The sequence below is a fragment of the Actinophytocola sp. genome (assembly GCF_036002505.1).
Lineage (GTDB): Bacteria > Actinomycetota > Actinomycetes > Mycobacteriales > Pseudonocardiaceae > DASYTH01.
Map to the genome: position 1 here is coordinate 1 of NZ_DASYTH010000152.1, position 15,975 is coordinate 15,975.

15 protein-coding genes are annotated in these 15,975 nt (G+C 70.4%); 10 read left to right on the top strand and 5 right to left on the bottom strand.

From position 1 onward, the window contains the following. From VGR06_RS13430 to VGR06_RS13445, 4 genes are all read right to left on the bottom strand, one after another. Positions 1-777 (bottom strand): acyl-CoA dehydrogenase family protein (locus VGR06_RS13430; RefSeq protein ID WP_327559380.1); only part of this gene is annotated, 777 nt, incomplete at its 3' end. Next, entirely contained in the window at positions 774-1,913 is a 1,140-nt protein-coding gene (locus VGR06_RS13435; protein WP_327559381.1) for an acyl-CoA dehydrogenase family protein, read from the bottom strand. The genes VGR06_RS13435 and VGR06_RS13430, both read right to left, overlap by 4 nt. Beyond that, on the bottom strand, positions 1,903-2,745 hold the full coding sequence (locus VGR06_RS13440) for an enoyl-CoA hydratase (protein ID WP_327559382.1): 843 nt from the start codon (positions 2,743-2,745) through the stop codon (positions 1,903-1,905). The genes VGR06_RS13435 and VGR06_RS13440 overlap by 11 nt, the downstream gene beginning before the upstream one ends. Next, complete coding sequence (locus tag VGR06_RS13445) at positions 2,742-4,256, bottom strand: FadD3 family acyl-CoA ligase (RefSeq protein ID WP_327559393.1); 1,515 nt, start codon at positions 4,254-4,256, stop codon at positions 2,742-2,744. Before VGR06_RS13445 ends, VGR06_RS13440 begins: the two co-directional genes overlap by 4 nt. 811 nt (positions 4,257-5,067) lie before the next feature. On the opposite strand from VGR06_RS13445, the gene VGR06_RS13450 reads away from it, so the two are divergent. From VGR06_RS13450 to VGR06_RS13490, 9 genes are all read left to right on the top strand, one after another. After that, positions 5,068-6,210 carry an acyl-CoA dehydrogenase family protein gene (locus VGR06_RS13450; RefSeq protein ID WP_327559383.1) on the top strand — a complete coding sequence of 381 codons (1,143 nt, stop codon included), beginning with the start codon at positions 5,068-5,070 and terminating at the stop codon, positions 6,208-6,210. A gap of 145 nt (positions 6,211-6,355) precedes the next feature. Beyond that, positions 6,356-7,111 carry an SDR family oxidoreductase gene (locus VGR06_RS13455; RefSeq protein ID WP_327559384.1) on the top strand — a complete coding sequence of 252 codons (756 nt, stop codon included), beginning with the start codon at positions 6,356-6,358 and terminating at the stop codon, positions 7,109-7,111. 11 nt (positions 7,112-7,122) lie between these two features. Then, positions 7,123-7,707, top strand: coding sequence for a TetR/AcrR family transcriptional regulator (locus VGR06_RS13460; protein ID WP_327559385.1), 585 nt, complete (start codon positions 7,123-7,125; stop codon positions 7,705-7,707). A 127-nt stretch (positions 7,708-7,834) separates the two neighbouring features. Beyond that, complete coding sequence (locus VGR06_RS13465) at positions 7,835-8,986, top strand: acetyl-CoA C-acetyltransferase (protein ID WP_327559386.1); 1,152 nt, start codon at positions 7,835-7,837, stop codon at positions 8,984-8,986. Positions 8,987-9,030: 44 nt separating this feature from the next. Then, the gene (locus tag VGR06_RS13470; RefSeq protein WP_327559387.1) at positions 9,031-9,285 is read left to right on the top strand and encodes a type II toxin-antitoxin system prevent-host-death family antitoxin; all 255 of its coding nucleotides are present in this window, start codon (positions 9,031-9,033) and stop codon (positions 9,283-9,285) included. A gap of 10 nt (positions 9,286-9,295) precedes the next feature. Then, entirely contained in the window at positions 9,296-9,658 is a 363-nt protein-coding gene (locus VGR06_RS13475; RefSeq protein WP_327559388.1) for a type II toxin-antitoxin system VapC family toxin, read from the top strand. 35 nt (positions 9,659-9,693) lie between these two features. Continuing rightward, a complete protein-coding gene (locus VGR06_RS13480) occupies positions 9,694-11,094 on the top strand; it encodes a wax ester/triacylglycerol synthase family O-acyltransferase (RefSeq protein WP_327559389.1) in 1,401 nt (466 codons plus the stop codon). A 44-nt stretch (positions 11,095-11,138) separates the two neighbouring features. Next, positions 11,139-11,417: a FitA-like ribbon-helix-helix domain-containing protein gene (locus tag VGR06_RS13485; protein WP_327559394.1), complete on the top strand. Its 279-nt coding sequence runs from the start codon at positions 11,139-11,141 to the stop codon at positions 11,415-11,417. Continuing rightward, entirely contained in the window at positions 11,414-11,857 is a 444-nt protein-coding gene (locus VGR06_RS13490) for a type II toxin-antitoxin system VapC family toxin (protein ID WP_327559390.1), read from the top strand. The genes VGR06_RS13485 and VGR06_RS13490 overlap by 4 nt, the downstream gene beginning before the upstream one ends. A 204-nt stretch (positions 11,858-12,061) precedes the next feature. Here the strand turns inward: VGR06_RS13490 and VGR06_RS13495 are convergent, their stop codons facing one another. Next, positions 12,062-12,490: an FxsA family protein gene (locus VGR06_RS13495; RefSeq protein ID WP_327559391.1), complete on the bottom strand. Its 429-nt coding sequence runs from the start codon at positions 12,488-12,490 to the stop codon at positions 12,062-12,064. Positions 12,491-12,600: 110 nt separating this feature from the next. On the opposite strand from VGR06_RS13495, the gene VGR06_RS13500 reads away from it, so the two are divergent. Continuing rightward, positions 12,601-15,789 (top strand): penicillin acylase family protein, encoded by a 3,189-nt coding sequence (locus VGR06_RS13500; protein WP_327559392.1) that lies wholly within the window; start codon positions 12,601-12,603, stop codon positions 15,787-15,789. The last annotated feature ends 186 nt before the right edge of the window (positions 15,790-15,975 follow it).

The window sequence follows — 15,975 nt, forward strand, 5'->3', positions numbered from 1 at the left end:
GGCCGCGCGCTGGGCGGCCTGGGTGGCGGCGATCTTGGCGGCGGAGACGTCGTACGGGGTGAGCGAGAGCGCGGCGCCGTAGAGCAGCGGCCGGGCCAGCTCGAGCGCCACGTGCACGTCGGCGAGGTGGTGCTTCACCGCCTGGAACGAGCCGATGGGTCGGCCGAACTGGGTGCGCTGCTTGACGTATCCGACGGCCAGCTCCAGCATGGCGCGCCCGGCGCCGAGCAGCTCGGCCGCGCAGGCCAGCACGCCGAGGTCGAATGCTCGCTCGGCGGCGGCGAGTGCCTCGGATCCGATGGCCAGCACGGCGCCCGCCTCGATGGCGAACAGCCGGCGGCTGGGGTCCACAGTAGACAATGCGGGGCCGTGGACCGAGGCGATCCGCACCGTGCTCTCCTCGACCGCGAGCACCAGGCCGGCAGCGTCGGCATCGGCGGCGTACGGCAGGTGGGGTGGGAAGGCAAGTGAGGCAACGAGATCGCCGCTGGCCAGGTCGGGCAGCCAGCGGGTGTCGTCGAGGGCGGCGAGCAGTGCGGGGACCGCGGCCAGGGTCTCGACCAGTGGGCCCGGCACGGCGTGGTGGCCCAGCTCTTCGAACGCCACGACGAGGTCGGTCGGGTCGGCACCGAGACCGCCCCGCTCGGTAGGCACGGCGAGGGCGGTGACCCCGAGCTCGGCCAGCGCGGGCCAGGCCTTCTCCCCGGGTGTGTCGGTGAGCAACTCGTGCAGGGTGGCCGCGAACTGGCGCTGTTCTGCCGTCAGGGCGAACCTCACCGGTCACCTCGCGGCAGCCCGAGCAGCCGTTCGGCCACGATGTCGCGCTGGATCTCGTTGGTGCCCGCGTAGATCGGCCCGGCCAGCGCGAACAGGTAGCCGTCCAGCCAGGGGCCGGTCAGTTCCCCTTGTGGGCCAAGGAGATCCAGCGCGGTCTCGTGCAGCGCGAGGTCCAGCTCGGACCAGAAGATCTTGGTCACGGAGGCCTCGGCACCGATCGCGCCGCCCTCGGCCAGCCGGGTCAGCGTGCCGAAGGTGTGCAGCCGGTAGGCGCGCGCGGCGATCCAGGTGTCGACCACGCGATCCCGGATGGCCGTGTCACCGGGGTCGCCGACCTCGTGCCACAGCCGGACGAGCCGGTCCGCGCCGGCCAGGAACCGGCCGGGGCTGCGCAGCGAGAGCCCGCGCTCGTTGCCGGCCGTGCTCATCGCCACCCGCCAGCCGCCGTTCACCTTGCCGAGCACATCGGCGTCGGGCACGAACACGCCGTCCAGGAAGATCTCGGCGAACCCGGGATTGCCGGACAGCTGGGGGATCGGCCGGATGGTCACGCCGGGCGCGGCCAGGTCGAACATCAGATAGGTCAAACCGCGATGCCGTTCGGCCTCGGGATCGGTGCGGAACAACCCGTAGGCGCGGTCGGCGAACGCGGCCCGCGAGCTCCACGTCTTCTGTCCATACAGGACCCAACCGCCCTCGGTGCGGACGGCTCGGCTGCGCACCGCGGCGAGGTCGCTGCCGGCCTCCGGCTCGGACCAGGCCTGCGCCCAGATGTCGTCGGAACGCGCCATCCTGGGCAGGATCCGGGCCTTCTGCTCCTCGGTGCCGTGCGCGAACAGGGCCGGGCCGAGCAGGGAGATCCCGTTCGCGCTCACCCGCGCCGGCGCACCGGCCGCGTAGTACTCCTCCTCGAAGATCACCCACTGCAGCAGGGTCGCGTCCCGCCCGCCGTACTCGACCGGCCAGGACACCACCGACCACCGCGCCTCGGCCAGCCGGCGCTCCCATGCGCGGTGGGCGTCGAACCCCTCGCGGGTGTCCATGGCGGGCAGCGGCGAGGCCGGCACGTTCGCCGCCAGCCAGGCCCGGGCCTCGTCGCGGAAGGCCAGCGTGGCCGGGTCCAGGTCAAGATCCATCGCGGGCTCCGGCGGCCTTCATCGAGCGCGCGTCCATGCCGGCCAGCGGGTCGGGGGAGACCTCGGCGTTGTGCGCGTGGGCGAAGTGGTGCAGCCCGAACACCGAGTCCATGCCGGTGCGCATCCCCATCTCGTCCTCGGCCTGGTTGACGGCCTTCTTGGCCAGCGCCAGGCCGAACCGGGGCATCTCGGCGATCCGGGCCGCGATCGCCAGCGTCTCGGTCTCGAGGTCGGCGCGGGGCACCACGCGGTTGACCATGCCGAGCTGGTGGGCGCGCGCGGCGTCGAACCGGTCGCCGGTGAACAGGAACTCCTTGGCCGCGCGCGGACCCAGCACCCACGGGTGGGCGAAGTACTCCACGCCCGGAATTCCCATGCGCACCACGGGATCGGCGAAGAACGCGTCATCGGCGGCCACGATCAGGTCGCAGACCCAGGCCAGCATCAGCCCGCCGGCGATGCACGCGCCCTGCACCATGGCGATGGTCGGTTTGGGGATCTCCCGCCAGCGCCGGCACATGCCCAGGTAGACCTCCATCTCCCGGGCGTAGCGCAGGTCCCCGCCGGGCCTGCCGACGTGGTCCCACCACAGCACCGCCTTGCGCTCGTACGAGACGTGCACGTCGCGCTCAGGGGTGCCGATGTCGTGCCCGGCGGAGAAGTGCTTGCCCGCGCCGGCCAGCACGATCACCTTCACCTCGTCGTCGTCCACGGCGCGGACGAACGCCGCGTCCAGCGCGTAGGTCATCGCGGAGTTCTGCGCGTTGCGGTACTCGGGCCGGTTCATGGTCACCAGCGCGACGGCGTCCCGGCGCTCGTACTCGACGGTCATGCGGTGCTCCTGAGCAGTCGTTTGAGAACCTTGCCGGAGGGGTTGCGGGGCAGGCTGGTGCGGAACTCCACAAGTCTGGGCACCTTGTAGTTGGCCAGCCGGGCCCGGCAGTGCGCCAGAACGTCCTCTGTGGACAGTGTGTGACCGGGCGCGGTGATCACGAACGCCTTGCCGACCTCGCCCAGCCGCTCGTCCGGCACGCCGACGACCGCGGACTCGGCCAAGCCGTCCAGCCGGGCGAGCACCTGCTCCACCTCGGCCGGGTACACGTTGAACCCGCCGCAGATGTACAAGTCCTTGAGCCGGTCGGTGATCATCAGGTAGCCGCGCTCGTCCAGCCGGCCCACGTCCCCGGTGTGCAGCCAGCCGCCGGCGTCGATGGCCTCCTTCGTGGCCTGCTCGTCGTCGAGGTAGCCGAGCATGACGTTGGGCCCGCGCAGCAGGATCTCCCCGTTCTCCCCGGCGATCCGCACCTCCATGCCCGCGGCCGGCCGCCCGGAGGTGCCGGCGACGGTGGCCGCGTCGTCGTCCGGCCGGCACATGGTGGCCACCACGGCCTCGGTCAGCCCGTACGCGGTGAGCACGTGGTCGATGCTGAGCTCCCGCTGCATGCGTTCGACCAGCGCGACCGGCACCGTGGCCGCGCCGGTGACCGCGAGCCGCAACGAGGACAGGTCGTGCATTGTCCGGTCTGGACGACCGAGGATGGTTTGGTAGATCGTCGGCGCCCCGGGCAGCACGGTGATCCGCTCCTGCTCGACCAGCCGCATGGCCTGGCCCACGTCGAAGGTGAGCTGGGGAACGATGGTGGCGCCGCGGACGAGGCAGGCCAGGATGCCGGCCTTGTAGCCGAAACTGTGGAAGAACGGGTTGATGACCAGGTAGCGGTCGCCGGTGGTGAGCCCGGCGCACTCCGCCCAGGCTGCCGCCACGCCGACCGACTGCCGGTGCGCACTCATCGCGCCCTTGCTCCGCCCGGTGGTGCCCGAGGTGAACAAGATGTCGCTCACATCGTCGTCCGACACCGCAACGGCCAGGTCATCGGCCTCCACAATGGACAGTGGCCGCCTGTCCACATCGGGCCAGCCGGGACGGGTTCCCTCGACCGGAATGCGGATGACCGGGTGCAGCTTGTGCTCACCCGCGGCGCGCAGCTCGTCCAGCCGGTTCCTGCCGAGGAACGGGCCGGCGACGAACAGCGCCTTGGCGTTGCTGCGCTTGACGACGTCGAACATCTCCGGCCCGGTGAACCGGGTGTTCACCGGCACCAGCGTCGCGCCCGCGTAGAGGATGCCGAGCGCGGCCTCGACCCAGTGGTAGGTGTTGGGCGAGCAGATCGCCACCCGGTCGCCGGGTCGCACACCCTCCTCGACGAGCAGCTGCGCCACCCGGCGCACCCGCCAGAGCAACCGCGCGTACGTATGCCGGACGCCGTACCGCGGATCGACCACGGCTTCGACGTCCGCGAACTCCTGCGCCGCATACATCAACGCGACCGGCACGGTCGACACCACGCGGGCAGTCTACCCGAGCAAGTGCTTGGTAGGCCACTTGGCTGGGAGTCCGGGGATCGGTGACTGTTGGGTGGTCGACACGTGTCCTGATGGCCGCCTTTTGGGACGTTGAGCGTCAATGCCAGGAGCTTGAGCCTTGATGTGGGCGTGGGCCTCCGTTGCACTGGTCGACCGTTGGCGGGTCGGTGACCTGTGCTGACCGTCCCACCAGCCGTGCGGCTGGCACGGTGCCGGGCCAGTGCCGAGCAGGACGGGACCAGTTCAAGATCGCCGTTTGGGGTGCGGCCAGTGCCCTGAAGGCGGCCTTCAGGACGTTCAATGACAGGAAGGGCCCCTTCAGGACATCAGGCCCTACCACCAGAGAATCCCTCGCCACAACAGCACCAACAGCCACATCGCAGTGCTCCGAGCCGCCGCCAGCCGGCCAACGACCGGTAACTCCCTCCAGCACAGCCACGCCGGTGCATGGCCGGCAACACCAGTCCCGCCATGACCCGGTGTCGTGCCGACGTGATCAGGCCAGCGCCCGGCGGCCCTCAAGGCACGGAGCGGATCGGCGTGCTGTTCGAGGTCGACCACGAGGCGGAAGTCTTCGCGGTGGGCGCGGTGGTAGCGGCTCTCGTACGAGTTGGCGGGCGACGATGTCCGCTTCCGGTTCGGAGGTGTCCACTCGGTCGGGCTGACCCTGGTGCTCGGCCGGCGTGCCCTGCGGGGGTTGGCTGACGCAGCCGGAGACGCGCTGCGGCATTCACGGTGAGGCGCCGCCAACTGCCTGACGTACCGAGCAAATGCTTGGTAGGGTAGTGTGGTGTCCGTGGACGAGTTCCGGGTCGAGGTTCGGCGATGGCTTGCTGACAATCTGGTCGGCGAGTTCGCGGCGCTGCGCGGGGTCGGCGGGCCGGGCCGGGAGCATGAGGCGTTTGCGGACCGGTTGGCGTGGGACCGTCACCTCGCGGCGGCCGGGTGGACGTGTCCGGGGTGGCCGGTCGAGCACGGCGGGCGCGGTTTGTCGCTGGCCCAGCAGGTGGTCTTCCATGAGGAGTATGCGCTGGCCGGGGCGCCGTCCCGGATGAACCACCTCGGTGAGGAGCTGCTCGGGCCGACGCTGATCGCGTTCGGGACTTCGGCTCAGCAGCAACGGTTTCTGCCGCGGATTCGGGCCGTGAAGGAGCTGTGGTGCCAGGGTTACTCGGAGCCGGGGGCGGGGTCCGACCTGGCCTCGGTGTCGACGTCCGCGGTGCTGGACGGTGACGAGTGGGTGATCACCGGGCAGAAGGTGTGGACGTCGCTGGCGCACGTGGCGGACTGGTGCTTCGTGCTGGCGCGGACGGAGCCGGGGTCGCACCGGCATCATGGCCTGTCCTACCTGCTGGTGCCGATGCGGCAGCCCGGCGTCGAGGTACGTCCGATCGTGCAGCTGACCGGAACGGCGGAGTTCAACGAGGTGTTCTTCGACGGCGCCCGCACCGCGGCGGACCTGGTCGTCGGGAAGCCGGGCGACGGGTGGCGGGTGGCAATGGGCACGCTCGCGTTCGAGCGCGGGGTGGCCACCATCGGCCAGCAGGTGGGGTTCCGGCGGGAACTCGACGCGCTGACCCAGCTGGCCCGGCAGACCGGCGCGCTGGACGAGCCGGTGCTGCGGGAGAAGTTAGCCAGGGCCCGGCTCGGGCTGGAGGTCATGCGCGCGCACGCCATGCGCACGTTGGACTCGGCCGAGCCGGGCGCCGCTTCGGTCGCCAAGCTCGTGTGGGCGAACTGGCACCGGACGCTCGGCGAGCTGGCCATGGAGGTGCGCGGCGCGGCCTCGCTGGTGCACGACGGCGATCTGGACCGGTGGCAGCGGCTGTTCCTGTTCAGCCGGGCGGACACGATCTACGGAGGCGCCAACGAGATCCAGCGCAACATCATCGCCGAACGCGTGCTGGGGCTGCCCCGGGAGGCGAAGGCATGAAGCTTGCGGAATGCCCGCCGAGGGAGTTGGCCTACCGCGACGAGGGTAGGCCGAGGGACGAGGTCTGCCCGAGGAGTGGTCTGGTGACCCACCAGCCAACGTGGCCCACGGCTATGGCCAACATTCCCGAGTTGGAGAACGCAGCGTGAGCGGGCTGCTGGACGGCAAGGTCGTCGTGGTCACCGCGGCGGCCGGCACTGGCATCGGCTCCGCGGTTGCCCGGCGCTGCCTGGAGGAGGGCGCGTCGGTGGTGATCAGCGACCGGCACGAGCGCCGGCTCGGCGAGACGGGCGAGGCGCTGGCCGCCACGCATCCTGGGCGGGTGCACGCAGTCGTCTGCGACGTCACGGTCGAGAACCAGGTGCAGGCGCTGATCGACGGCGCGGTCGTCCACTGTGGACGGATCGACGTGATGGTCAACAACGCCGGGTTGGGCGGCGAGTCGTCCATTGTGGACATGACGGACGAGGACTGGGCGCGGGTGCTGGACGTCACGCTGAACGGCACGTTCCGGTGCACCCGGGCGGCGCTGCGCACGATGGTCGAGCAGGGCGGTGGCGGCGCGGTGGTCAACAATGCCTCTGTGATCGGATGGCGCGCGCAGGCCGGGCAGGCGCACTACGCCGCGGCGAAGGCCGGGGTGATGGCGCTGACCCGGTGTGCCGCCATGGACGTGGCCGCGCACGGGATCCGGGTCAACGCGGTCGCACCGAGCCTGGCCATGCACCCGTTCCTGGCCAAGGTCACCAGCGAGGAACTGCTCATCGAGCTGGCCGGTCGCTCAGCGTTGGGCCGGGCCGCCGAACCGTCGGAAGTGGCAAACGTGATGGTGTTCCTGGCCAGCGATCTCGCCAGCTACCTCACCGGCGAAGTCATATCGGTCAGCAGCCAGCATCCCTGAGAGGAACACTTATGGGCCGCCGCGAGGAGTTACTCGAACTGGCCGCGAAGCTGTTCGCCGAGCGCGGCTACCGGGCCACCACCGTGCGCGACATCGCGGACGCGGCGGGCATCCTGTCCGGCAGTCTCTACCACCATTTCGACTCCAAGGAGTCGATGGTGGATGAGATCCTGACCCGGTTCCAGGAGGACCTGTTCGGCCGCTACGAGGAGATCGTGGCCCGTGGTCTGGGCCCGCGGGAGACCCTGGAGGCCGTGGTTGTCGCCTCGTTCGAGTCGATCGACCGGCACCACGCCGAGGTGGCCATCTACCAGAACGAAGCCAAGTACCTGGCCGAGTTCGAGCGGTTCGGCTACCTGCACGAGCGCAACCAGCAGTTCCGCAAGCTCTGGGTCGGCATCCTGGAGGACGGCGTGCGGGCCGGGGTGTTCCGGCCCGACCTGGACATCGAGCTGGTGTACCGGTTCATCCGGGACACCGTCTGGGTGGCCGTGCACTGGTACCGCCCCGAGGGCTCACTCGACGCGCCGGAGATCGCGAAGCAGTATCTGGGCATCCTGCTGGACGGCATCGCCACAAGGAGCAAGAAGCGATGAACGGGAGAGAGGCCGCGCCGCCGGCCGGACCGACGGGCAGCGCGGGGAGCGAGGAACGAGCGACCGAGCAGCGCAGGAGGGAAGCCGGCAGCTTTGGCGGCCGAGCGAGAGCGACCCGGGAGACACCGTGAACGCCTACATCGTCGACGCGGTACGCACCCCGGTCGGCCGCCGCGGCGGGGGGTTGAGCGCGATCCATCCGGCCGACCTCGGCGCGCACGTGCTCGCCGCGCTGATGGACCGGGTGGACATCGATCCGGTCGAGGTGGACGACGTGATCTTCGGGTGTGTGGACACCATCGGCCCGCAGGCCGGCGACATCGCGCGGACCGCATGGCTGGCCGCGGGCCTGTCCGAGGAGGTCCCCGGGGTCACCGTGGACCGGCAGTGCGGGTCCAGCCAGCAGGCCGTGCACTTCGCCGCGCAGGCGGTGCTCAGCGGCACGGCGGACCTCGTGGTGGCCGGCGGGGTGCAGAACATGAGCCGGATCCCGATCGCCTCGGCAATGACCGTCGGCGCGGAGTTCGGCTTCCCCACGCCGTTCGCCGGCTCCCGCGGCTGGGAGCACCGCTACGGCGACGAGGAGATCTCCCAGTTCCATGCCGCCGACCTGATCGCGTCCCGGTGGCGGATCACCCGGGAGGAGATGGAGCGGTTCGCGCTGTCCAGCCACGAGCGGGCGATCACCGCGATCGAGGAGGGCCGGTTCAAACGCGAGATCGTCCCGATCGGCGGCGTCGACGCCGACGAGGGCCCGCGCCGCGACACGTCCCTGGAGAAGATGGCCGCCCTCAAGCCCCTCCGCGACGGCGGCTCGGTGACCGCGGCCCTGGCCAGCCAGATCTCCGACGGTGCCAGCGCCGTCCTGGTCGCCTCACCCCAGGCCGTCGCCCGCCACCGGCTCACCCCGCGCGCCCGCATCCATCACCTCTCGGCCCGCGCCGCCGACCCGGTCCTCATGCTCACCGCACCCATCCGCGCCACCCGGCACGCCCTCACCCGCGCCGGGATGACCATGGCGGACATCGACCTCGTCGAGATCAACGAAGCCTTCGCCAGCGTCGTCCTCGCCTGGGCCAGGGAAACCGGCGCCGACCTCGACCGGGTCAACGTCAACGGCGGCGCCATCGCCCTCGGCCACCCCATCGGCGCCACCGGCACCCGCCTGCTCACCACCCTCCTGCACGAGCTCGAACGCACCAACACCCGCTACGGCCTCCAAACCATGTGCGAAGGCGGCGGCCAAGCCAACGTCACCATCATCGAGCGACTGGGATAAGCTGAGGACTAGACTAAGTCTAGTTCCGCTCCTACTCTGAGGTCATGACCGTGAACGTAAACATCCACGAGGCGAAGACCCATCTGTCGCGACTGCTGGAGCAGGTCGCGCAGGGCGAGCGCGTGGTCATCTCGAAGGCCGGCAAGCCTGTCGCGGATCTTGTTCCGCATCAGCGGTCGCGGGTGAGGATCGGCGGTATGAAGGGCCAGATCGTCTACGACGACGCGACCTTCGACGAGCCTGACCCCGACATCCTGCGCATGTTCGACGACGAGGACGACGAACTTGATACTCCTTGACAGCCACGTCGTGATCTGGGCTGTGGAGGACAGTCGACGCCTCGGTGAGCGTGCCCGCGAGTTGATTACTTCCGGGGTCGAGGTCCATGTGTCAACAGTCAGCCTCCTGGAACTGACCATCAAGGCCATGCGCGGAAAGATTGTTCTTCCGCAGAAGTTCGTGAGCCGGCTCGTGGACGAGGAGGGACTGTCGCTACTGAACCTGACCTCCGACCACGTCGAGGCTGTGCGTGACTTCCCTGAACTGTCCGCGCACGATCCGTGGGACCGCGCCCTTGTCGCCCAGGCGAGTCAGTCGGGTCTTCGGTTGCTTACCGCCGACCGGGTACTGCTCGCTCTCGGCCGGGACTTCATTGTGGACGCAACCGCATAGGCTGGGGTGGTTCGTTCGAGCGCGGGAGGCTGGCCATGGCGATCATGCCAATCACGGACTCGCTGTTCCTACTGGCCGAGTCGCGCGAGCACCCGATGCATGTGGGCGGGTTGCAGCTGTACGAGCTGCCGGAGGGGGCCGGGCCGGACTACGTGAGCGAGCTGCACCGGGAGCTGGTGGGCGCGGTGGACGTGCGGCCGCTGTTCCGGCGCCGGCCGATGAACCCGGTGAGCAGCCTCGGCCAGGTCGCCTGGATGAACGACGACGACCTCGACCTCGAGTATCACGTCCGGCTTTCCGCGCTGCCCCGGCCGGGACGGGTGCGTGAGCTGCTCGAGCTGACCTCGCGGTTGCACGGCTCGCTGCTCGACCGGCACCGCCCGCTCTGGGAGTTCACGCTCATCGAGGGGCTGGAGGGGAACCGGTTCGCCACCTACGCCAAGGTTCACCATTCGCTGCTCGACGGGGTCTCGGCGCTGCGGCTGCTGCAGAAGTCCCTGTCGCCCGACCCGGACGAGCGGGACATGCGGCCGATCTGGTCGCCCAAGGTCCGCACGGACGCGTCGAACCGCCGGGTCGAGGCCGACGGCGCGCCGCCGTTCCAGGTCCTGCGGGCCGCGGCGACCGCGGTCCGGGAGATCGCCGGACTCGGCCCCACCGCGGTCAAGGTGATCAACGACGCGTTCCGCGAGCAGTCCGCCATGCTCGCGTTCAAGGCGCCGAAGTCGATCTTCAACGTGCCGATCACCGGTGCCCGGCGGTTCGCCGCGCAGGGCTGGCCGCTCGAGCGGATCAAGACCGTGCGCAAGGCGGTCAGCGGCGCCACGCTCAACGACGTCATGCTGGCCATGTGCTCGGGCGCGCTGCGCCGCTACCTCATCGAGCTGGACGCGCTGCCGGAGAAGCCGCTGGTGGCCGCCATCCCGATGTCGCTGCGCACGGACACCGCGCGGGCGGCCACGGAGGGCACGGTCGGTGGCAACGCGGTCGGCATCATCCTGTGCAACCTGGCCACCGACGTCGACGACCCGGCCGTCCGGCTGGCCGAGATCCGCGCCTCCATGCTCAAGGGCAAGGAGGTCTACCAGGGTCTGAGCCAGCTCCAGGTCACGGCGCTGTCCGCGATCCCGATGGCCCCGCTCGCCATCGCCACCATCCCGGGCGCGCTGCGGATCACCCCGGCCACGTTCAACCTGCTGATCTCCAACGTGCCCGGCCCGCACTCCCCGCTCTACTGGAACGGCGCCCGGATGACCGGCGTGTACCCGCTGTCCATCCCCTACGAGGGCCAGGCGCTCAACATCACCGTCACCACCTACGCCGGCAACCTCCAGTTCGGCCTCACCGGCTGCCGCCGCAGCGTCCCCCACCTCCAACGCCTGCTCACCCACCTCGAGGACTCCCTGTCCGAGCTCGAGAAGGCCGTCGCCGGATAGCTATCAATTCGGACTCGGGTGCTATCATTGATCTCGTGAGGCAGATGATCACTCGGCTGGACGACGAGCTGCACGCTCGGCTCAAGGAGCAGGCCGCCGTCGAGGGGCGCAGTGTCAACGAGTTCGTCATCGCGGCGCTGACCCTCGTTCTCGACGGCTCCACGGCCCGGCGCTCCGTCCGGGAGCGGGCCAGGGCCACGGGCCGGCTCGTGCTACCTGACCCGCCGGCGGAGACCCCGAGCTGGCGCGACGTCGAGCTTGTCTCACGCGAGTTCGGGACGGCCGTGAGCGAGGCGCTCGAGGCGGAGCGGTCGGCTCGGTGACTCTGCTTTACGCCGATACCAGCGCCGTTGTCCGAGCGTACGTCATGGCCGAGCCAGACCATGCCGAGCTGCGCAAGCTGCTCGTCGAGGGCACTGACTCGGTCGTGACCAGCGAGCTGACCCGCGTGGAGTTCGCGGGTGCCGTTGCCGCGGCCGGTCGCGCCCGCAGGATCCGCGAGTCCCGGATCCTGCTCGACCGCTTCGATGGCGACTGCGGCGTGGACGGTTCGATCAGCCTTCTGCAGCTGGACAATGCGGTCGTGCTGCCCCTGGCGCGCCGGCTCGTAACCGAGCATTTCGTGCACACACTCGACGCGATCCACCTCGCGGTGGCGCTCAGCGACGCGACCGCCCTGGCCGCGGGGGAACCGGTCGTGTTGGTGACCCGGGACAAGCGGCAGGCCGAGGCCGCCCGGGCGCTCGGTTTGTCTGTCTACTGAGGACGGTCACGCACCGCCCGGTCCACGATGCCAGGCCGCCCGCCCGGGCCAGCCGGCGCCGGGACACCGGTCTTGCCTGCAGGAACAGCAGGGTCGGGGCGAGCAGATCCCGGGTGAGGCCGGGAAGCCAGAGCAGCACCAGCACCACGGCCATCCGCGCGCCGGCCAGCCGGAGCCGGCCCGCGACCATCCCCGGCGCGGCCGTCACGGCCGGCGGCGGTCCAACTCGTCGATCACCACCGAGTCCACCACGAACGCGCCGCCGTGGGCCGCGGCCTGGGCCCGGCGCTCGGCCAGGCCGGTGACCCGGCGGGTGATCAGGGACCGGGTCGGCGGGAAGAGCAGGGCGAGCGCCAGCACGTCGCTGACGAAACCGGGCAGCAGGATCAGCCCGCCGGCCGCGGCGATCAGCATGCCGTCGACCATCTCGCGGTGCGGCACCCGGCCGGCGCGCATCGACTGCTGGAAGGACATGAGCGTGCGGGCGCCCTCCCGGCGCAGCAGCCACATGCCGACCACCGAGGCGAGGATCAGCAGCAGGATCGTGGGCAGCAGCCCGATCGCCTGGCCCACCAGGACCAGCACGGTGATCTCGACGAACGTGGCGACGAGGAGCAACAGCAGAACCGGCACGCCAGGACAACGAACGGGCCGGCCGATTTGCTCCCGGGGTGTCTTTACAACGAGGAAGTTTCACGTTTAGCTGTGTGTAACGGTCCCCTCACTGTGCAACGGAGCACGTCATGTCCCGTGGCCGCAAGCTTGCCCGTCTCGTGCCCGCCCTCGCCCTGGTCGCCGCCACCCTCGGCACCGTGCGGCCCGCGGTCGCCGAACCATCGATCCTGCTGGCGCCCAACGACTTCTGCCTCGGCCAGTGCGACGACATCCTGCCGCCGGGGCAGAACGGCAACGCCACGTTCGCCGAGTTGCTGGCGTTCCAGCTGTTCGGGATCCGCCCGGCGCACTCGTCGGACACCCGCGCCACCTACGAGCGCCTGGTCTGGAACTACCAGGGGCTCACCGACGAGCAGCTCGACGGCTTCTACAACGACGCCTCGTTCGGCGTGCCGGCGAACCAGGTGGAGAGCCGGCTCCAGCCGCGCTCGGACGTGACGATCACCCGGGACCGGACCGCCGGCGTCCCGCACGTCCAGGGCACCACCCGGGCCGGCACCATGTTCGGCGCCGGCTATGCGGCCGCGCAGGACCGGCTCTTCCTGATGGACGTCATGCGGCACGTGGCCCGCGGCGAGCTCACCCCGTTCGCCGGTGGTGCGCAAGGAAACCGCGAGTTCGAGCAGCAGCAGTGGCAGAAGGCGCCGTACACGGAGAACGATCTGCAGGTGATGTTCGACCGGGCGTCGCGGTTCGGCTCGGTCGGGCTGACGCTGCAGGAGGACACCCGCAACTACATCGAGGGGATCAACGCCTACATCGCCAACACCCCGATCGCCTACCCCGGTGAGTACACGGCGATCGGGCGCACCCCGCAGCCGTGGAACGTGCGCGACGTGATCGCCATTGCGAGCCTCGTCGGCGGCCTCTTCGGCGGTGGCGGTGGTGGCGAGGTGGAGTCCGCGTTGGCCCTGATCGAAGCGAAGGTGCGCTACGGCGACACGCTCGGAACCCAGGTGTGGCAAGCGTTTCGGGCGCAGAACGACCCGGAGGCGCCGACCACCATCCACAACGGACAGTCCTTCCCGTATCTGCAGACGCCGGACAATCCGGCCGGCCGCGCGCTACCCGACCGCGGCAGCGTCGCCCGGGCGCCCGTGGTGGTCGACCCCAGTGGCACGGCCGTCGCCGCCGGCGCCTCCGACACCACGCCGAACGCCGGCACGCCGGCCGCGGCCCCGGCCCGGCCACTCACCACGTCGGACCCGCTCAAGCCCGGCATGCTGGACGGAGGCGTTCTGCCCCAAGGGTTCCTGAAGCAGGGCATGTCCAACGCGCTGGTGGTGTCCGGCGCGCACACCCGCACCGGCAACCCGGTGGCCGTGTTCGGGCCGCAGACCGGCTACTTCGCCCCGCAGCTCCTGCTGCGCCAGGAGCTTCAGGGCGCGGGCATCGCCGCCCGCGGTGCGGCGTTCCCCGGCATCAGCTTCTACGTGCTGCTCGGCCGCGGCGTGGACTACTCGTGGAGCGCCACGTCCGCCGAGCAGGACATCACCGACAGCTACGCCGTGGACCTGTGCGAGCCGAGCGGCGCCACCCCGACCAGGGACTCGATGTCCTACCGGTTCCGCGGCCAGTGCCTGCCCATCGAGGTACTGTCCAAACGCAACTCCTGGACACCGAACCTGGCCGACTCCACACCGGCCGGCTCGTACACGCTCATCGCGCAGCGCACCAAGCTCGGCCTGGTGACCCACCGCGGCACCGTGGGCGGCCGGCCGGTCGCGTTCACCAGCCTGCGCTCGACGTACCTACGGGAGGGCGACTCCGCACTGGGCTTCCAGGCGCTGAACAACCCCGACCAGGTCAACTCCCCGCAGACCTTCCAACAGGCCGCCAGCCGGATCGGGTTCGCGTTCAACTGGTTCTATGTGGACAGTCAGCATGACGCCTATTTCAACTCCGGCGACAACCCCGTTCGCGCCACCGGAGCCGACCCGCACCTGCCGACCGTGGCCGATCCGCGCTACGAGTGGTCCGGCTGGAACCCGGACACCAACGACGCCAACTACATTCCGTTCGCGGCGCACCCGCAGGTGATCGACCAGGACTACCTGACCAGCTGGAACAACAAGCAGGCGCCGGGATACAGCGCGGCCGACGGCAACTACAGCTTCTCCGCGGTGCACCGCAGCCAGCCGCTGGACTCCCGGATCGCCCCGGTTCTCGCCCGCGGTGACGCGTTCACCCGGGCCGGGCTGGTCAGCGCCATGGAGGACGCGGCCACCGTCGACCTCCGCGGTGAGCAGGTGCTTCCCCTGCTGCTGCGGGTGCTGAACAGCGCCCCGGTCACCGATCCCGCGCTGCAGCAGGCGGTTGCGCAACTCACCGCCTGGCAGCAGGCCGGCTCGCACCGCCGTTCGGCGGGCCCCGGGGTGAACCGGTACGACCACGCCGACGCGATCCGGGTCCTGGACGCCTGGTGGCCGCGCCTGGTCACCGCCGAGTTCCAACCCGGCCTCGGGGCGTCGCTCTACGGTGCGCTGACCGCCGTTCTGCCGCTGCACGACCCGCCCGGCCACCGCGGCTCGGCGTTCCAGTCCGGCTGGTACGGCTACGCGCACAAGGATCTCCGCCGGGTGCTCGGTGACCCGGTCGCCGGCGGCTTCCCCAACCCGTTCTGCGGCAACGGAAACCTTTCCGCCTGCCGGACCGCGCTGCTGGACGCCCTGCGCTCCGCCGCCGCGCCCGCCACCGAGGTCTACCCGGCCGACGCCGACTGCGCCGCCGGCGACCAGTTCTGCCACGACTCGATCATCCATCAGCCCATCGGCGGCATCACGCAGGACAAGACCGCCTGGGTCAACCGCCCCACGTTCCAGCAGGCCGTCCAGTACCCCGCCCACCGCGGCCAGTCCGTCACCAACCTGGCCCTCGGCCGCCCCGCCACCGCCACCAGCACCGAATCCGGCCTGTTCTACTCGCTCCCCGCCCGCAACGCCGTCGACGGCAACCCCGACACCCGGTGGGGCAGCAAGTTCAGCGACCCCCAGTCCCTCACCGTCGACCTCGGCTCGCCGCAGACCGTCGCCCGCACGATCCTCCGCTGGGAAGCCGCTTACGGCATCTCCTACCGCATCGAGCTGTCGTCCGACGCCACCACCTGGCGCACCGTGTATTCGACGACCGCCGGCAACGGCGCCGAAGACAACATCTCCTTCACCCCCACCCAGGCCCGCTACGTCCGGGTCACCGGCACCCAGCGCGCCACCAGCTATGGCTACTCCCTCTGGGAGCTCGAGATCTACCCCAACTGACCCAACCCCGGCGCCACCGGCCCGAGTGGATCACCGATGGGCGCGGAGGCGAGGCGACTGAGCGTCCTTGGTCACCCTGGCCGTGACGAAGGACGCCTTCGTCACGCTCGATCCACAGTGGACGGCCGGGCCCCGGTATCGCAGGTGAACCGTCAAGAGGTTCTACGCAGAGTCACAGCAACCTCG

Excerpts from the sequence above, each read along its gene's own strand:
- VGR06_RS13435 (WP_327559381.1), bottom strand. The coding sequence starts at position 1,913 with ATGGATCTTGACCTGGACCCGGCCACGCTGGCCTTCCGCGACGAGGCC.
- VGR06_RS13440 (WP_327559382.1), bottom strand. The coding sequence starts at position 2,745 with ATGACCGTCGAGTACGAGCGCCGGGACGCCGTCGCGCTGGTGACCATG.
- VGR06_RS13460 (WP_327559385.1), top strand. The coding sequence starts at position 7,123 with ATGGGCCGCCGCGAGGAGTTACTCGAACTGGCCGCGAAGCTGTTCGCC.
- VGR06_RS13470 (WP_327559387.1), top strand. The coding sequence starts at position 9,031 with ATGACCGTGAACGTAAACATCCACGAGGCGAAGACCCATCTGTCGCGA.
- VGR06_RS13480 (WP_327559389.1), top strand. The coding sequence starts at position 9,694 with ATGGCGATCATGCCAATCACGGACTCGCTGTTCCTACTGGCCGAGTCG.
- VGR06_RS13485 (WP_327559394.1), top strand. The coding sequence starts at position 11,139 with ATGATCACTCGGCTGGACGACGAGCTGCACGCTCGGCTCAAGGAGCAG.
- VGR06_RS13500 (WP_327559392.1), top strand. The coding sequence starts at position 12,601 with ATGTCCCGTGGCCGCAAGCTTGCCCGTCTCGTGCCCGCCCTCGCCCTG.